The organism is Sphingobacterium pedocola, assembly GCF_015209965.1.
Lineage (GTDB): Bacteria > Bacteroidota > Bacteroidia > Sphingobacteriales > Sphingobacteriaceae > Sphingobacterium > Sphingobacterium pedocola.
Window position 1 is genome coordinate 1 of sequence record NZ_MU158690.1, and the last position, 18,263, is coordinate 18,263.

Annotated in this window: 16 protein-coding genes; 6 read left to right on the forward strand and 10 right to left on the reverse strand. The window is 43.3% G+C overall.

Annotated features, from left to right (window positions below):
- Positions 1-582 precede the first annotated feature (582 nt).
- The 5 genes from C4F40_RS10245 to C4F40_RS10265 all read right to left on the reverse strand — a co-directional run bounded on the left by C4F40_RS10245 (position 583) and on the right by C4F40_RS10265 (position 4,303).
- Positions 583-891, reverse strand: a complete 309-nt coding sequence (locus tag C4F40_RS10245) for a hypothetical protein (RefSeq protein ID WP_196939314.1) — start codon at positions 889-891, stop codon at positions 583-585.
- Positions 892-1,046: 155 nt separating this feature from the next.
- Positions 1,047-1,493 (reverse strand): DUF5675 family protein, encoded by a 447-nt coding sequence (locus C4F40_RS10250; protein ID WP_196939315.1) that lies wholly within the window; start codon positions 1,491-1,493, stop codon positions 1,047-1,049.
- Positions 1,493-1,855 (reverse strand): fibronectin type III domain-containing protein, encoded by a 363-nt coding sequence (locus C4F40_RS21775; protein ID WP_390881650.1) that lies wholly within the window; start codon positions 1,853-1,855, stop codon positions 1,493-1,495. The genes C4F40_RS10250 and C4F40_RS21775 overlap by 1 nt, the downstream gene beginning before the upstream one ends.
- A gap of 834 nt (positions 1,856-2,689) precedes the next feature.
- Positions 2,690-3,055: a hypothetical protein gene (locus tag C4F40_RS10260; RefSeq protein ID WP_196939317.1), complete on the reverse strand. Its 366-nt coding sequence runs from the start codon at positions 3,053-3,055 to the stop codon at positions 2,690-2,692.
- A 237-nt stretch (positions 3,056-3,292) separates the two neighbouring features.
- Entirely contained in the window at positions 3,293-4,303 is a 1,011-nt protein-coding gene (locus C4F40_RS10265; RefSeq protein WP_196939318.1) for a hypothetical protein, read from the reverse strand.
- A gap of 321 nt (positions 4,304-4,624) precedes the next feature.
- Here C4F40_RS10265 and C4F40_RS10270 point away from each other — a divergent pair, with 321 nt between their 5' ends.
- The 4 genes from C4F40_RS10270 (at position 4,625) to C4F40_RS10285 (ending at position 6,940) form a co-directional block, all read left to right on the forward strand.
- On the forward strand, positions 4,625-5,566 hold the full coding sequence (locus C4F40_RS10270) for an AvrD family protein (RefSeq protein ID WP_196939319.1): 942 nt from the start codon (positions 4,625-4,627) through the stop codon (positions 5,564-5,566).
- Positions 5,563-6,279, forward strand: a complete 717-nt coding sequence (locus C4F40_RS10275; protein ID WP_196939320.1) for an ATP/GTP-binding protein — start codon at positions 5,563-5,565, stop codon at positions 6,277-6,279. Before C4F40_RS10270 ends, C4F40_RS10275 begins: the two co-directional genes overlap by 4 nt.
- 22 nt (positions 6,280-6,301) lie before the next feature.
- Positions 6,302-6,490, forward strand: a complete 189-nt coding sequence (locus tag C4F40_RS10280; protein ID WP_196939321.1) for a hypothetical protein — start codon at positions 6,302-6,304, stop codon at positions 6,488-6,490.
- Positions 6,491-6,718: 228 nt separating this feature from the next.
- Complete coding sequence (locus C4F40_RS10285) at positions 6,719-6,940, forward strand: hypothetical protein (protein WP_196939322.1); 222 nt, start codon at positions 6,719-6,721, stop codon at positions 6,938-6,940.
- A gap of 65 nt (positions 6,941-7,005) precedes the next feature.
- Here the strand turns inward: C4F40_RS10285 and C4F40_RS10290 are convergent, their stop codons facing one another.
- The 3 genes from C4F40_RS10290 to C4F40_RS10300 form a co-directional block, all read right to left on the reverse strand.
- Entirely contained in the window at positions 7,006-8,250 is a 1,245-nt protein-coding gene (locus C4F40_RS10290) for a peroxiredoxin family protein (RefSeq protein WP_196939323.1), read from the reverse strand.
- A 235-nt stretch (positions 8,251-8,485) separates the two neighbouring features.
- A complete protein-coding gene (locus C4F40_RS10295) occupies positions 8,486-9,841 on the reverse strand; it encodes a RagB/SusD family nutrient uptake outer membrane protein (protein WP_196939324.1) in 1,356 nt (451 codons plus the stop codon).
- A gap of 4 nt (positions 9,842-9,845) precedes the next feature.
- Positions 9,846-13,229 (reverse strand): SusC/RagA family TonB-linked outer membrane protein, encoded by a 3,384-nt coding sequence (locus tag C4F40_RS10300; protein ID WP_196939325.1) that lies wholly within the window; start codon positions 13,227-13,229, stop codon positions 9,846-9,848.
- An 863-nt stretch (positions 13,230-14,092) separates the two neighbouring features.
- Between C4F40_RS10300 and C4F40_RS10305 the strand changes: the two genes are divergently transcribed.
- Both C4F40_RS10305 and C4F40_RS10310 read left to right on the forward strand, forming a co-directional pair.
- On the forward strand, positions 14,093-14,704 hold the full coding sequence (locus tag C4F40_RS10305; protein ID WP_196939326.1) for a hypothetical protein: 612 nt from the start codon (positions 14,093-14,095) through the stop codon (positions 14,702-14,704).
- A 332-nt stretch (positions 14,705-15,036) separates the two neighbouring features.
- Positions 15,037-16,065 (forward strand): glycosyltransferase family 2 protein, encoded by a 1,029-nt coding sequence (locus C4F40_RS10310; RefSeq protein WP_196939327.1) that lies wholly within the window; start codon positions 15,037-15,039, stop codon positions 16,063-16,065.
- Positions 16,066-16,104: 39 nt separating this feature from the next.
- Here C4F40_RS10310 and C4F40_RS10315 read toward each other — a convergent pair whose 3' ends face one another.
- A complete protein-coding gene (locus C4F40_RS10315) occupies positions 16,105-16,872 on the reverse strand; it encodes a glycosyltransferase domain-containing protein (protein ID WP_196939328.1) in 768 nt (255 codons plus the stop codon).
- Positions 16,873-16,936: 64 nt separating this feature from the next.
- Complete coding sequence (locus C4F40_RS10320) at positions 16,937-18,262, reverse strand: HlyD family secretion protein (RefSeq protein ID WP_196939329.1); 1,326 nt, start codon at positions 18,260-18,262, stop codon at positions 16,937-16,939.
- Position 18,263: the final 1 nt, after the last annotated feature.

Genomic DNA, 18,263 nt, shown 5'->3' on the forward strand with positions numbered 1-18,263 from the left:
TCCGCATCCGCATCGCGCTTCTGCTTTATCTATAGGCCTTACGGCCCTTGTTATCTCTTTTAAAACCCCTTCGTTTCCGACGGGACTGCAAAGGTAGAAATCTTTTTTAAACTTCCAAAATAAAAATTATCTTTTTTTTATTCCCTCCGTTTTTCAATCCATCAGAAACCAAAGTCCTTCGGCTTTCTATCCCTGATTTCCCTGCTTTCAAACCCTTCCTCCCTTGCGGAGTGGTGCAAAGATAGGAACTTGAACACATTACTTCCAAGTAAACTAAACGTTATTTTTATAACTTTATTGTAAACCACTGATGCATTGATCAATAATTTTATATTTTCATCTTCTCCCCGCAAGCTTACATCGCTAAAACCCCCGATGTACGATCACATCGGGGGTTTTCTATTAAATGGAGCTGCTAGCGCCGCCGTCGCTTACCATCCAGCAATCTACTCACAAGGTAACTTACTGCCGCACCAATTACAGCCATCAGCACCGTATGAAATAAATTGGACCAGTCGAAGTTATTCAAGATTGAGCAGCACGTACCGCCAAGCGTACCCGCCTGCACATTATTCAGCTGCCTCATCGCTCCGCTCCTCCATCGTCGTCGCACGTTCCTTCGGCATTCATCTTTAATCCGTGATCCTTATTCTTTGATCCTCCATTGTCACCGATGTCGGCAATGTCTGCAACATCTTTTTCCTGATCCCGGATTTCTGCTTCCCGATCCCCAGTTCCCGATCCCTGCTTCCCATCATCCAGTACAGATTCGATAATCCCCAGCCCCACGGCTACGTATTTTAAAATGTTCAATGCCTTCCCCGGCAATTTAATTGGTGCCAGCAGTACCACCTGCAGTGCCTGGCTTATTTTGTTTATAATGCTACGCATAGTATTAAGTATTAAGTAATGAGTATTAAGTATTGAGACCTTGGATTTGAGATGTGAGATATGAGAACCTAGTCACTAACTCCTCGAAGATCGCCACGTCGTTCCTCCTCGCGATGACGCGAAAAACAGCCTAGTCACGAATCACCAGTCACGATTCACGGGTTACCAATCTCGATCCAAGCCCCACCCCGTGCTACCGCATCCACCAGCAAGGCATACAATCGCTTATAAGCTTTCGCTGATTTCTGCAGAAAATAATCGCCGTCCTCATCTTTTTTGTAATGATCACCGACCAGCAAACATCCTGAGGTATCACCGATATTATTTCCGATATGTATATACACATAAGAAAAGTTCGGGATGTTGCTTATCTCGATCATACCCCGGTGCAGATTCGGATACCGCTTCTTGTAACGTCCATTCATACCACCATGCGTATTCAGCCCCAATTTATATCGACCGGCCGGTATGGCCGTGCTGCCTTTGATCTTCACTTCGCGGATCAGATCCTCCAGCCCATAGCAGATGAACCTGCCATCGATATAGCATTCGGACAGGGTACTCTCCTTCCCCTGCCGAATACGTTTTACAACGATTGTCATCAGCGAACCAGTAACGTTGCTGTCTGGCTCCAGTCGCCAGCCCCCTTGGTATTCACCGCGCGTACCCTTACTTCATAATACTGTCCGGGTTCCAGTGGCGCAATGATGTTGTTACGCGAAGAGCTCGTCGTGAGGCGGTCGCTCCATGGCGCTTCGGGTACTTGTACCTTGCGGTAGCTGTACTCATACATACGTACCTTGGACTGCGCATTAAAGTCTACCCGCATCTGTCCGGACTGCCGTCCGTCCGTAGCCTTCACGTTGTCTACCACAAACGGAACCGTACTGGCCACCGCGGGAGCGTTGGTCGGGAAGCCCGAGCTGAGCAGGGTCGATAGATGACCGTCTGCTATTCCGTTCACATAATAGCCCAGTTTTTGTAACGCCTGCGCCAATGGGTCGAAACTTTCATCCTTGATCGCCGTATCCTCGGGCGATCCGCGTTTGCGTGCTGCAGCCAACTTCGCGCTAAAATCATCCAGCAGCAACTGTACATCTGCCAGATCCGGTGTGGGCGTAGGGAAGTTCGCATTTCCCGTCATCGCGTTAACAATCGTTGTCGCCGCGATCAGTAGCTCGTCGTCTTTCATACTTCCGAAGCCGATGAGTGCTTTCATTTTTGTTGCCATTTTTTCTTTATTTAATGTTAAGTGCTTAAGGCGGTAAGCTATAGGCCCTAAGCGGTTACTGAATCCTGTCCCTGATATCAACGAACATGACAAACATAGCCTGAGGGGCAGGGCGAAATGAAAAAATGAACGCGAAAGGACGTGAAAGAACAAAAACAGGCGTTTATTGGCCGTTTTTCGTCAATTGATGGTGCAGTGAAATCGAACCGGAGCCAGCAAATGGCCATTTCCCTGTACAAGTTGTTGGTTTCGCTGTACAGAATGTTCAAAGACTCGTACAAGTGTGACAACATTTTGTACAAAATATTCAGGAACCTGTACAGGTTGTTCAGCAACTTGTACAGAATATTCAACATTTTGTACAAAACATCGCTGTCTTTGTACAAAAAGCAGAAACTACTGTACAAAGAGTTAAACATCTTGTACAAACTTTCAAACTTCTTGTACAAAGTTTTAAAAGTTTTGTACATATTTATCACAGACCTGTACAGATCTGTCAACTTTTTGTACAACTGTTTGACAAACCTGTACGGGGAAATGGCAATTTTGCATAAAAAGCCAGGCGTTCTAGATGCGTCCCTTACGTCTGCTTTCCTCTAGCGCTTTGACCAGGTCGCGTCCAAAATACCAGTCGATCTTTTCAAAGCCCATCGGTTGCAGATAGCCTTCCTTTACATAACGTCTGTAGGTAGAGTCTTTGATGTTCAGCTTGTCCATCACCTGGTTCTTGTCCAGTAAGGGCTGCTCCAGCAGATGTATAAGTTCCTTATTCAGAAGGTTATTGACCGACAGCTGCACGTCGTGCAGATCGGCCAGCCCTCGGTTAAGCGCAACCAGCGATTCCTGCTGCTTTTTTAAGATCTGGTTCTGCTGCTCGAGCAATTGGTTGGTCCTGACCGTGTGTTCGATCAGTTGTTGGAAGTATTTTTCCATGTTGATAGGGGGATGTGCTCCGGAGCCTATCCCGGAGCACGCTCGTTACTCCTCAACCTGTCAGCGATGCTCACTAAAACTTCCATTTTAATAATACCCTCACAGAAGTAGATAACGAACATGGAAGCTCAAAAGAACGTACCTTTGGCTACTTATCGGCAAAAAACGAGCAGAACTGGTTCCTAAGCGGCTATAAACTTAGTTGCTTGACCCCTAAATTTATCTGGCATCTACATCTTAATCATAGGTCTGTATATATAGCTTATGGGCGATATCGTTGGACAGCTCGATCCGTTGTCTAATTTCCTGATCGATCAACTGTAGTTTTGGCAACGGTGCCGTGCCGAGCAGCGATGACTTTTCAGTTATGCTACGGAAGGACGCTTCCTGCTCCTGCACAAATGAGCGGTCGGAAGTTGCGATACTGTTGATCTTATGCAGTTTGATCACCGCTGTACTATCTTCATCGCTTTTTAGCAACATGCGTCCGCCCCCGATATGGGTTCTGGTGTAGAAGAGATCAAAATATTGACCGTTCGGTTTACGCCTTGTCGATACCCAGTCCAGTTGATTTTTCCAGATCTGCGCGACCTGATCATGAAGTAACCCGATAACTTCCTTTTCACGGAATACCTTATACTCGATATAGAGCTGCAGTTCATAGAGCATGGAATCAATGGTTGACGGGGACCAGATCTCCTGTGATGGAATTTCCATATATGCTGCGTAGATACTTTCAAACTCAGCCGTAAAGTCCATCTCTTCCATATCCTTTACAAAATCTTCATAGAACATCAAAGGTCGCTCCCTATCCGTCTGATTTTCCATCGCCCAGGTAAAAAGTTTGAAATAGATCAGTTCCTTATGGGGCATAAAATGAAAAATAGGAATCTCATCGGCGAGGAAGAGCATCTCGGCGCGTATTTTTTTAGCAAATAACCGTATACTCACCGCCAGTCTATTTAAGTATTCACGGTATCCCTTTTCCCTAAAATCCTTTAAACTGATATAGGAAAACCCAAGAAGTCCCGTTTTGTTTACAAAAAGATCCTGCACAGGCAGGCCGAAATGTTCGATAATCTTGGCAGCATCCTCAAACTTTAACCAACTGTTTCCTTGCCGAAGGGAATAAACACTTTTATAACTCATAAAAAGCAATCCTTCCAGTTCTTTATACACATGGCTGCCGATCACTTTTTCAAGTGACTGGAACAGGTTACGCTGGTACTTCTTTTTTTCTTCTTTCATAGTTAATTGTTTAGTAAATTATCTTAAATAGGCTTATAATTTGTAATCCCAAATTTGATTACGAACAAATATAACCAAGTTCATTCCCCGACAGTTCCCCTTTACCCATCTTTTTTCGTCCTCTCGTTTAAAAAATTTCCCATAAACGGATAGATATTACACTTGATACACATGAAGCTTCCGTTTTTCGGGAGACTTGTATCTAGAGCATCACAAAATCTTACTAAAAAGGTAAACATCCGGCTGTGGAGGCCAAAAATCCACATTTCCGGTATGCACCCAGCTTTATACCTTCGTCTATACAATTAAATTCTTAAGTATATGCGCAAACAATTCCAACACATTGACCAGGTCCTCGGAAACAGCAGTGTCCGATATTTCGCCGAAGGCTATCGTTATTACGACATTCAGGTGCACGAGGGAATTTTAAAAGACAGAGAGCTGGCAGGCCAGGTTTCCTTTAACTACTGCGGGCCGGAGCGCCCGAGGGGCGAGGAGGTGCATGTCGGCAGCATTGAATTTACGGCCCTGGCACTGCAACTCGCGAGTCATGCACTTTATCTGATGATAGGCCTGAGTAATGAGCAGATCAGCAGCGCTGCCCTCAGCGACCTGCATATCAAACTGCGCAGTCCGCAGTACCTTATGGCTACTTCCTACCGTGTCAAGGTTGTTTCCAGTACACAAAGCGCTGAAAGTGTGCCGGGAACCCGCAGCACCTTTGCTATTACAATCGGCACACAGAATAGTATCCTAATTGCCATAGATCACCAGCGTCCCTATTACCGCTATCTCGATCCCCAACAGCGGCTTTGTCTCGACTGCGAACAGTTATATTCCTCGGGCTATAAAAACCGGGAAATCCATATCGAAAAGGTAAATCTCATTACGGAACAGAACCGTGCAAGTGCCTATATCCGCAGCATAGTTACCGAAGGCAGCCCAATGGAAAAGGGTATCGGATCTACCCGTCATATGTGGTTGCCTACCGACGCCCTTATTGTATTCGGACAATTGATGCAGGCCTTACTTTTCACGCAGCTGGGAATAGACCGTCTCCGCTGTCCGAATATCTGGCTGCGGCAGCTGACACTCGCAAGCGGCCGTCCGATATTTGAAGATCACTGTGATGGAGCTATCCTGTTCCACGACAGCCGTGAGGTGAACAGGGAAAACCAGAAATGGCAGCTCATCTCGCTCAGCGGGACCGTCGGTAATTATCGCGGGAAGTTTCAAGTAGGATTTCAAAAAATAGAATCATGAAGAAAATTGTTATAAGCGGCACCTATTGCACCGGCAAGACCACGCTCGCACTTGCGCTTTCGCTGGCCAGCGGTATACCTGCTACCCACGCACTTACCATGCGCGAGATACTCCCTATGCTTTACCCGGGGAAAACCCTCCGGCAGTGCACTCCTGTCGAACTCATAACGTTGGGCATGAAACGGTTTGGGGAACGCATCGAAAGCGAGTCAGATCTACCGCATGGGTTTATTTCGGACGGATGCCCCATACAGGAGTGGCTGTATGGCAGTACACGACTGATCACCGGAGCCTATCCGGATGAGAAACCCTGGAAGATGAAATTCCGGCAACTATTAAACCCGGGTAGATACCGTGATTTTCAAAAACTGTTATCGGGATTTGAAGGCATGGCCAAGGAATACACCTGTGGTCATTACGACCAATTTATCCATCTACCGGTAGAATTTGATTTTGTACCAGACGGACACCGGCCTACTTCCGAGCGGTTTCGGCAGGAATCCGAGAAGCGTCTGCTTAAGACATATGATGAGCTACTGATAGAACCTGAGGTTATCCGCGGCAACCATATGCAGCGGTTGCAGCAGGCCGTGGATATACTGGGGATCACACCCCAGATGTCGCTTGAGCAGTGTGTATTACAGGCTGAATTTAAACGTTCTAACCGCTTTGACAGTGTCCGGCTGGAAACTCGAAATAACAAGCGCCCCTAATTTATCAGTATAGATTCTCCCTATGGATCGGGCACGGCCAGCGGGGAGATTATTATACGATTATCTCATAAACAAAGGTATATATGAACGCACGAAGCACTATTTTAAGGTTCCTACCGCAGCAACTGCCAGCAAAAGACGACAGCTACAGCATCGGCCGATTGCCGATCAGCTACCTCCCCATAGGGGGCAGGCAAGCGCTCGCGGATAGCGGTTTTAAGAAAGTCGCTTTTTGCACGGGCCCTGCGCTATGGCGCTGGCGTAAGTTCGCGCTCTTCCCCCCGCTGGGGTTGTAGGGGAAAATAAAATGGTTGGCCAAATAAGGAGTCCTGATGCCGAAACCAAAACAACCCTCTATGTGAGGGCCGGGGCCATCAAACCGAAAGGGACGATGTGATCAATTATAGTGAATTATGATAGTTAAAGATCGGAGGTCAAAATGGCTTGGTTTCAATTGAATCCTAGCGGTGATCCTACGCAACCTAATGACTATTCGTCAAATCCATCACCAACCTGCGACGGTACAGACCAAATCTGTGCGGTTCAGGCAGAAGATGATGGAACTGGACATCCAGTATTGACAGAGCCTTTGAAAGATGAAATGATTCAGGCTCTTCAATTTGGGAACCCATCGACGAATGTCCAATTACGGGATGCATAAGGATTAGCGTAAACATATAATTTTTGAAAGGGGTTAGGTAACGCTAACCCCTTATTGTTTGTATCTTACCGTTTATCAATCTCTTGAAAAACCAATACCTCCACATCTGTTATTTTCTCTACGACCTTCAAACCATACATTTTGAGATTATCATTTAGCTCCTTTAAACCTTCATAGCTTGGGATCAAAAGCATCTCTTTGTTATTTACACGATCAATCACAGGGGGATATAACCCTGTCATATCCAGTCCAAAGGACAATACCGAAGTGCCTTCCATTTTAAGTCCATCAATAGAGACTATACTTCCCGGACTTTTATACTTTCCTTCGATCACGAGAGCGGGCATTCTACGAGTAGACCAATAAACATTTAGACCCAGCAATGCATTTAAGTCCTTTAATACAATTGCGGCCTGATCTTTTTCGCTACGTGGAACCTGATCGTAACGTTCATAGCAAATACCGTTTTCTGACAACCAAATCTTTCCGGTACCTGACGGTCCAAAGTTTTTGTACAAACTAGAGTCCCGCACTTCCCAAACAATACGCTCAGGCTTCAAGATGAACTCCGGCTTTTTAATCGTAGCCCATACAGCAGTATAAGCGACAAAGATCGGCAGGTTGTAGAACGAAGTCCTATACATCCCCGTCAGGCTATCCAATCCATAATTATAGCCCATCGTCGGCCGGCCTTCCTGAAATCCGGTAAGTGAAACTGATCCCTTGCTGTTTTGCCCATTACGATGTTGCCTCCCACTATCTTCGAAATCGTATTTTAAGGGCAACTTTATATTGCCACCTTTATACAACTGTGCAATGCGATCGCCTGCCACAAAATCGGGATGCGTAATGGCCTGCACACTGCCCTGATATGCCCATACCACATGCGAAATGACCCGATGCGGGAAATATTGTCTAAGCAATGTATCACTATAGATCATCGGCAAGTGGATCTTATGCTCTTGAACAAAGTTATTCGTTGACCAAAATTTTTCGATAGTTCCCTTATCCTGCCAGGTAACCATTACGATCTGTAATTGATTCCCCATTTCATCCTGCAGCTTCTGCAATTTCGGCAGCGAAGCAATGCAGCTCGAACAATACGTATCAAAGAAATCCAGTATCAATACCTTATCCTTGTAATCGTTTAGCATGATATTATCCTGCTTATAGAACAACACCGCCTGCGGAGGTATCGATGGCATCGCTCCCCCTACCCTCACCTGCTTACTCAGATCCACCTGCTTCTGTTGGGCATAGCCTATACCCACAATGCTCCATAAAATGATATATGTTATAATTTTCTTCATGTTTTGCTTGTTTATATTTCTCATTCACTTTTCACTGCTACTAAAACTGTCGGTTCGATGACCAAAAGATTTGTACCATTCAAATGCACGCACCATCCGAACAGGCCCTCAAATGTCGCCTCAGCGGATCGGCATGAGCAGGAATGGTGATCCGTTCCGCCGATACGGTACAGCTACGAGGTTGGGGACGCTTTGGCGACACAAAGTGTCATGCCTGTCCGGCACAGAGGACACACTACCTTTTATTTTGCTCCATGTCCGTCTCCTCAATCACGATTAACGGTATTTTGATCGCATACTTCGGAGAGTTTGGTTCAAGACGATATTCCTTCCCATCGATATACCGTAACAGCGTCTTGGCAAATCGGGATTCTTGATTTAATCGTTTCAGATCGGCCCAACGTTGACCACGGAACACCAGTTCCTTACGACGCTCGGTCAGGATAATTTCCAACAACCGATCGGGCTGTTGCTCCGTAATATCCGGATACGGTACATCCTCGTTCCAGCGGTGCTTTAATAAATGATTGATATCCGAGAGCGCCTGATCCAATCGACTCGTACGCACCGCAGCTTCCGCACGAATTAGATAAAGCTCACCAGTTGTCAGTCCAACGAAAATACCCGCATGTGCACCGCTATAAGTTCCTTTGAAAGCATAGGTGCCGCGATCATTGTTATTGTGCTGAAAGAAAGCCAGCTTACGAAGATCATTTTGATGATAGGAATCGTATAAATTGGTATCAATACGACCGAAGGTTTGTCCCATTGGACCTGCCACTACCGTAGACGCCGAAAAAATCACTTCCTTATTAAAACGGGCGATCGGCATGGCATTGCCCACGTTCAGATCATTAAAATCCATTAACTCATTGTACAATCCTAGACAGGAATCTGCGTAGCGGTACGCCTGTTCGTAATCGGCCATATCAAGATAAGTCCTGGCGAGTCCGCCGTAAGCTGAAACTTTGGAAGGACGACCAAGCAAAGTTTCCGTTAGCGGGAGATGGGCTATCGCAATCTTATAGTCTGCGACAACCTGTTGATACGTCTCCTCTACTGATGAGCGTACAGAGCGTATATCCAGATCTGGGCTAAGACGTAACGGAATCCCCAGTTTTTCGTCAGCGATCTGCCTACTATAAGCAGGAGAAAACACCCGTGCCACCTGATGAAAGGCGAAGGCGCGATAAAAATGTGCACCGCCCCAAATGCTGCTATATTTAGCAGGGTCGCCGTTAGCTTCTAGGCCACGTAGAACCTCCAGCACCTGATTACTCCGGTAGACGGTGCGATATGCATTTTGCCATTGCACAGGTAGAACAATGTCCTCGTCTTGCCAGTGGTAGGCCTGACGTTCGTCCATCACGGATATAGACTGCCAGTTATTGGTACGCAAAAAATAATCATCTGCGGAGATTTCCCCCAAGGTCGGATAGCTGGCATTCATACTGCTGTAGTCATTAAGCAGCAGATCCGCATGTTCCAAGGTTTTGGGTATGGCCATTTTTTGATCCGGTTTGACATCCAAAAAATCCGAACAGCTAGTCGCGAGTAAAACCGCCGCTGTATAAATTAAAAATTTCTTCATGATATTATAGGTTAAAATTTAGACCTAGGGACAGGGCAAATGGATCAGGAATATTCCTTCCGCCAAACTCAGGATCCAATCGATAATTGTTGCCCCGCCACAGCATACCTAAGTTTTGTGCATACGCGTAAACCCGTGCATTCTTCACGGGGATACCTGTTAATCTTGGGAGCGAATAGCTCAGTTGTATATCCCGGAGTTTTATCCAGCCTGCATCCTCTACCAAGGCAGACGACAGGTAATACAGCTGACTCGCATACAGATTATGGGGATAGGTAAAAGCCGGCACATCTGTCCATTGCTCATCCTCCGGCTGCTGCCAACGGTCTGCATAGTCCGCGTGGCCTATGCCGTTATCGATGAAGAAACGGTTATCAAACGACCTTCTCAAAAATTTATGTCCAAGATTATAAGCGATATTAAATGATAGCTCTAGATCCTGATAGCGGAAGTTGTTTCTGAACGAGCCAAAATAGACAGGCCGTAATGATCCGTGATTATCGACGTCGTGTACGGACGATTGATTTACCAGTGCAGAATAGTCCTTTGATATTTCGCCATCAAGGTATCCCCGCGGTGTGCCATCCTCCGGATCGAGTCCTGCCCATTTATAGGCCAACTGACTATGCAGATCCATACCTTCAACCGGGGTCATTAACATCCCTCCCGGACCACTGATATAATTCCTCGCCATTTCGTTACTGACGAAAGAGCGAATCACTCTATTACGGTTGTAAGCAAATACCAGATTGGATGTCCAACTGAACATATTTGTTTTGATATTGACTGAATTTAGGGAAATATCGACGCCACGTCCGTCCAGATCGGCGCTGTTAATGTTGAGGGACGTAAATCCGGTAGACGGATCCACCTGTGTCGGTGCTATCAGATCCTTTGGCCGCTTGATATAGTATTCGATCGCGCCAGAGAGACGATTGTCCTTGAATACAAAATCCAGCCCTATGTTTAGCATTCCTATACGTTCCCATCTTAGGGATGGATTGGGAGGGGTGGATATCGTTGCAAAATTCTGTCCAGTAATGGTATTGGGCTGAGCGCCTATGCTGATAATAGGATAAGCCGCTGTCGAATTGTTAACATTGCCGTTATACCCGTAAGTTGCCCGTAATTTCAATACCGGAAACCATTCCGAGTTCACAAAGTGTTCATTAGATAATAACCAAGCTCCGCCAATCGACCAAAAGGGCTGTCCCCGATTGTTGGAATGTACACCAAACAGATTGGACGCATCTTTCCGGACACTTCCGCTTAGGGTGTACCGGCCATTATATGTGTACGCCGCGTTAGAAAAGTAAGAGACATAGCGATTAATAAAAGCTGCATTCTGCGAATAGTCCATCAATGTGGTCATTCCGCCGATACCATTCAGTGCCGGTATCTGCGCACCAAGCCTTACCGTCTGGTAGCTCATGGTCTCCCGGTCATAGCCGAAAAACACGGAAGACATCATATCGCTGTTCACCTGCCTGACTTCCGAACCGGCGATAGCTGTCAGATCATGTTTATTCCATCGTTGACTAAAGTCTAAAACAATCCGTCCCTGCTGCGAGGCATTGTTACGGTGCAACGTATTTAAATAATCTCCGAGGGGCAGGTTCCAGGTCACCTTGTTATTATCCCATGATGCACGCCAGTTGATCATCTCACGGAGATATACTGAGCCCATTCCACGCCAGAGCTCCATAGGCTGCGAAGCCCTTTGGTAGGCATATAGTCCGGACACCTTGAGTGAAGGGAATATCTGATAGTTGGCCGCCAAATTTAAAAAGGTCTCGCGGATGTGTGTAATGGTGTGGGTTTCATCCAGCTCGGCTATCGGTCGATATTTCCAGTCCAATAACCTACCTCCCGCTACCGTATCCCGAAATATCGGATTGCGCGTGATCGCATCCACGACTAACGGTCTCCCATGCTCGTCGGCCATACGCATATAGGGAAAATTACCTTCACCGCTACCCATCAGGTTATACCCCATAGGCTGCTCCGAATCCTTGCGCCTAGATTCGGTATACGTGATGCCGATATCCAGCGTCAGATTCTTGATCGGTCTAAGCTGGGTATTGTTCTTTGCCGTCAACCGGCGGTAAGATGAAGTGACCAAGTTCTCTAGATTATTGTCGTAACCAACCGAGAAGGCGGTATTGATCTTTTCTCCACCGCCACGCAACTGGATACTATATTGTTGGTTGACCGATTCGCGGTATATATATTTCAGGAAATCCTCTCGCATATCGATACCACGTAGGGCATCCAATCCCAGATGCAGCTCTTGATCAGAAATATCCTCTTCCTTGTGCTTCTTTAACAATTGAATAACAGGCGTAAGATTTACATTGTACCGGTTCATTCGGCTATCCCAATATCCTGCATCAAATATTTGCTTTTCCAGATCGATATAATCGGACGTATTCATCTGCGGATAGTAATAGAGATCGGGTTTTTGACCTACAGTCACATTACTATTGACCGACAGCTGGAACGGCTGATTGTATTTACCACGCTTGGTCGTAACAATAATAACCCCATTCCCCGATTGCGCGCCCCAGATCGAAGATGCCGCCGCATCTTTCAAGACCGTTACATTTTCAATATCATTTGGATTGATATTATTAAAATTACCTGTATAGCTATCGAAATTATTAGGATATGGCACCCCATCGATCACAACTAATGGCCAACGTTCAGACTGCATCGTACTTACTCCTCTTACATAAACATTGAGTCTCGAGCCTCTATTGGAAGAAGACGTCTTATCGGCCACAATGCTCGGCACCACGTCCTCTAACCTACTGATAAAATCTGTCGAAACTTTCCTGTTAAACAGCGCGCTATCAACGAACTCAAAACTCCCGGTAGCCCGTTCTTTAGGGATACGCTGGTACCCCGTGCTGACCACATCCACCTCTTCGATCTGGTTTTCATTAGCTTCGAGCCTTATTTCTAATAGCGTAGTTGTTTCATCGTAAGCAAGGCTTTGCCCAACAAACCCAATATGATTGATTTTTAATATACCCTTTTGCTCGGCGACGATGATAGTGAACTTACCCTCTTTATTGCTTAGCGTATACTTTTTGCCTACCTCTATAGATACTCCTTCTATAGGTAGCCCGTCGGCAGCCGATCGTACTACCCCTCCGAGTGCACGGCCCGACTGCGCCTGGGCATCACTAAACAACACACATATAAATGAAATTATTAAAGTCACCAGCTTCGTGCAATATGCTATCGGTTGTAGGTATTGCATGAGCCCCTTTTTATGCTCGTCATCGCTATGAGCGAAGCGAAGTGGCGATCTTTTTCTTGTATTTAGGGCATTCTCTATCGCTCGCAACGGCGCATAGCTTCCCCCTTTGCGTAATTTTCGCATTCTTTTAATGGTTAGTGTAAAGACCAAAGGTCTATACCGTTAAAAATGATTGATACTATTCGGAACGCGCTACTGAGGGCTTCATACAAGGTTATTCGGTATTGATTTACGCCTTTCCTGAATAAAAAATAAAATTACCGACCTCGTTTTTATAGAAAAACTATACGAATTTCAGGAAAACAATTGGTTCTGATTAAATAAAACCTTACCTTTAGTCTGCTAAAACAAAGTCAAGACTGATTTTTAACCTATGAACAAGCATTTGCTTTCATGTATGTTAAAGGTCGGTAAACAAACTTCCAAGAAGAGGACACGGCTCACGCCGTAGGTATGGTTGTTGAACAAGCATACCTCTCCCCTTTTTCTAACAAAGTTTGTTTCTTTTTTAAAGCTATTCCGGATGACACGGAACGTTGTTATAAAGTAGTAAATGGGAAAACCACGGCCTAGAATCCTGGATTCTGGTGGGGTCTTTTGGGGTGTTTGTTCTTTTCGTTCTGCTCATAATTTTTATAGTTTATGAAGAACGATGTACACTCAGCTGTAGGTAAGCACAATATTGATATAAAAACCAATAGAGCGAGTCTCAATGCTTCCGAAATGGCGCCGCCAAGTGCCACTTAAGTCTAAAGACTTAAGCTCCCAGAAAGACTGACATGAAACTCGCTCTATTGAATTATGTACGAATATACAAAAATCCAATAGAAAGCGAGATCACGATCAACTCATTGGGAAATTGGCGGCTTCTTTCATGAGTGACAATCGTTCAAGAGATAATATATCTCTTTGATTTGTCGCTATTTAATTAACTATTCAAAGATAACAACAATTATTCGAAAATAAAAATATTTAATACTCGCATTTTGAAAATTATGGTTTTGCACAAAATTGATGAAGTTGTATTCATTATCACGCTATTGGAAAGCTTGAGAAATCATTTCAAGATTGAAAGACAAGAAATAGACGAGCATGCCAAACTTAAAGCAGGGCAGTATTCGAGAATGATTGGTAAAAGTCAAAAAATTGATTTAAAATCACTAAGAGACGTCTGTAAGAATATATACAATTTATCTCTAAAGGATTTATTGAATCTCGATGGTGAATTTCCAGCGTACAAAAGTCTACCAAATAAAATACAAGAATTGACAAAAGATAGAAATAGTATTAGAGAACAAAAGACACTAAAACTAACCTCTTATCTGGTACTCATAATCGATCAATACTACAAACTTGATGATGTAATAAAGAATAAGTTCATTCGAACTTATTTACCAACTCAATTAAATGGCAAATCAATTGAATTAAGTAAAACCAGCATTAAGAATCATTTCAAAGATATCAACGAGGATAAAGCATCCAAAACAAAAATATATAAATTGATTTCCCATTTCTCACCTGAAACTATTGAAAATGCTAAAAAAACAGTAGACCCTTTATGGCTAAAGGAATTCGAGGAACACATAAAAACGGAGTAACAATATTAATGAAAGCAATAATTGCAGACGTAATCAAGATTACGAATAAGGCCACAGGCTGGCGTCGAAATGTTTCCGGTGTCTTGCCGTTGATTGGAGTCGGAGACACGAAAATCTCAAAGTGACAGCTATGAAAGAAATTTGTTGAAGAAATAAAGCAACTGCTTAGTAAGGCAAGAGAAAAAGTTGGGAGGAGTTTAAACAGATTTTGGGGGAAAACCTAATATTGGGTGATTAACAATGTTTAAATCTTTTCTAGTTAATATGTAGCCAGATATGGATTACATAAATGTAGTTCTAATTGTAAGGACAATAACTTTAAAACCTAATAAATGAATAATTTCAGAATTTCTTTTTGCACCACGTGCATGAACAGGTTATCCTATCTCAAGCAAACGCTGCCGCAGAATTTAGCTGATAATATGGATTATGAAAACCTCGAGTATGTGTTGCTTGATTATAATTCTTCTGATGGTCTGGAAGATTATATAAAATCGAACTATTCGGAAGAATTAAACAATGGTAAGCTAATCTATTTTAGGATCGATTCTGTTGAGTTCTATGATTGGACGCATTCAAGAAATCTTGCGGTTTCTTTAGCCACCGGCGATATCATCTGTAATATTGATGCAGACAATTTTACGGGCGCGGGGTTTGCAAAGTACGTAAACCAAATGTTCAAAAACATGCAGGACGTATTTTTGACCACCTATTATGTGCCACTCCGCAAAAATGATGTACTAGGTAGGATATGTATGTTAAAGAGTAGTTTTTTAAATATAGGTGGGTATGATGAGCGCATGAAACATTATGGTTTTGAAGATATTGATTTAATCCATCGCTTAGAGCGTTCGGGACTTAAAAAGGTGGATATTGACAATTCTTTATTCTTGAATGCTATACAACATTCTAATCAGGAGCGCACGTCTAATTCGAAAGAAGGATTTTCGGTTAAGGATCTTTACATCAGATATATAAACGGATACAGTTCTGAGCTACTTTTTCTTTTCGATGATCGCACGGCTATGAGAGGAACTATGATAAACAATATTCTTTACAGTAAGTTGGAACCGGAGACGCCTTTAAATTTTTCACTTCGCTATAATTATTCGATCTTGGAGAACTCTTGGATAAGTGAGGTTTGGTTGGATGATGAAGAAGGGGAAATCAGCAATCTTAAGAATTTTTATCGAATAGACTCTAAATATTTACAGGAAGAGGCCCTGTTTTTTTTTCACCAGATATCCAACAGATTGATTATGGAAGAAAATACAAGAAAAGGAATTAGCTTCGTAAAAAACGAAATACAAAAAAAAGGCAATCTTTATAAAAATTTTTCTCCTATTCCTCTAGAGGTTTAACCTACAATATGCGTTTTTCAAGCTAAATAGCACCTAAATTTAACTATTCACTTCTTCTTTCCAAGGTATGATACCATCCAGAACTCCGGTTTTTATCAAATTTTTAAACAAGACGCCATTGAAATGGAGATGGGAAGGAGTGCTCCCCGTAACTACATTGTACAGCCTATTTTTTTCGATATAAAAGTCATCTAACACGGTATTTATTTCTTCAAGATATACGTTGCTCATCTGAGGTTTACGAAGAATATCAATCCGGTTGACGAACGTCTGGAAGATGGAACAATGGTAATCCAATCGTATGTCCTTTCGGTTAAGCAAATACAGTTTTGTCCATAGATATTGATTACTCATACGGTAATTATTATCCGACACTATTCCAGAAGAAATCATGGTGTCAAACTTATCAAATAAGTTCAACAATGCGGATACCGTACCAATATAGCCGCCTGAATTGAGGTATTGAAACTTAGTTTCACCTACACCATACTCAAATTTATGGGCTTCGTGGGGAAAACAATTCATCTCTGTCGAAAAAACTACTGATCCACCAATTGCATTGTATTTTTTTAGTATTTCGTCTTCTCCGGATACAAACATCGTGTCGTAACCATCTGTAAACAAAACTACTTCATCTGGGGTTAGTGTTTTCAGGTATTTATTGACATGCAAATCTTTCAGCCGATGACTTTTCCATCCTCCTTCATTATATAATGTTTTTAAGTTTAGACCAAAGTAGTCACATGATTTTAAAAGTAGTTTATAGCCAGGATTTTCCATGTCGGATATACAGGTCAGAACAATCATAGGGTTATATATTTTATTTGAAATGAATTTTATCGAATAAATTAGTAGTCTGAGGTAGTTGTAATTATTGCTTTAGTTTATATCGCAAATTATCAAACAACCGTTCAATCAAGCGGCGTTCTCGGACGATGATATCTCCTGTACCTTTGGTCTCGAAACGAAAGCCGAGTTCTGACCCGTAATTGGTTCTTAAATTATCCGGTAAAGAAATATCTAGCAAATAATTTTCAACGGTACCCTCCGCAGTATTTTGTACATTGGCTGTTAATGAAATTGCGGATACTACACCTTTTATACTTCCATACTCCATGTATGGATAATCTGCCAATTTTATAATGACTTCATGTCCTATTTCTACTTTTCCGGCACCTTGAATAGGCAAGTTCATTTGTCCCAAAACATTGTTTTGAAGTGGAACGATGGTAAAAATCGGTTCACCGCTCTGCACAAATTCACTTTCGACCCAAAACTTTAGAAATTGTAACTTACCATCCATTGGCGCCTTGAGTACATATTTATCTTCCCACATCTTAAAGTGATCTTCCAGATCTGTAAAGGCTGAAATCAAGCCGAGCTCCAGTTGATTTTCCTTTTCCATTTTTTGGATCACCGTCTGTTGCAGCTGGCTCTCCGTTTGCTGTAACTGGCTGTTGGTATTGGCATACTCCTTAAGCATATTTTGGTAAGCGTCCTGGGCTGAAATGAGTGTCATCTTTGCCCGTTCGTTATCTGCTTCGGAAAGCACCCTTTTTGAAAACAGAATAGAATCCCGGTCTGAAAACTTGCCCACAAGCCCCATGTTGGTTTTGCTCATTTCAATTCGATGCGCGGTGATGTCCAAAATCTTGCCGTACTCCTGAATTAGCTTTTTTAATACTTCAGTTTGTTTGTCATATAAATTTGCCTGATAGTACTGTGCCGTCTGGGCAAAGGCGTTGAGAAAAACAAAATATTTATTACTTAATTCACCCAGCGAAACATTTTTTGGGAAAAGAGTCAATTTATCAAAGGTTTTGATATCATTTATACGAAATTCGCTGATCAGGTGACCCACCTTTATTACATCGTCTAAATCTGCTGCATTATGTATAATGCCCACATATTCTCCCTCCTTTACTTCTTTGAAATTTTGGATGTTGTTAAACTGCAATCTGCCGGAGGTGTGGGCAACCAGTTTTACTGGTGCGCTACTGGCGTTGATGGTGATTGCTCCTGTTACAACATCGGGATACTTAATGATCCATCCAAAAGAAAAGAAAACGCCTACCAGTGCCAACACAAAAAGGGTGATCCGTAGGCCAAAGCGGGTAGGCATCCGATCAATGATTGCCTGAACTTCCTCCGTGCGTTCTGCATTTTTAAACTCTTCGGGTGTTACTTCAGTTCCCATA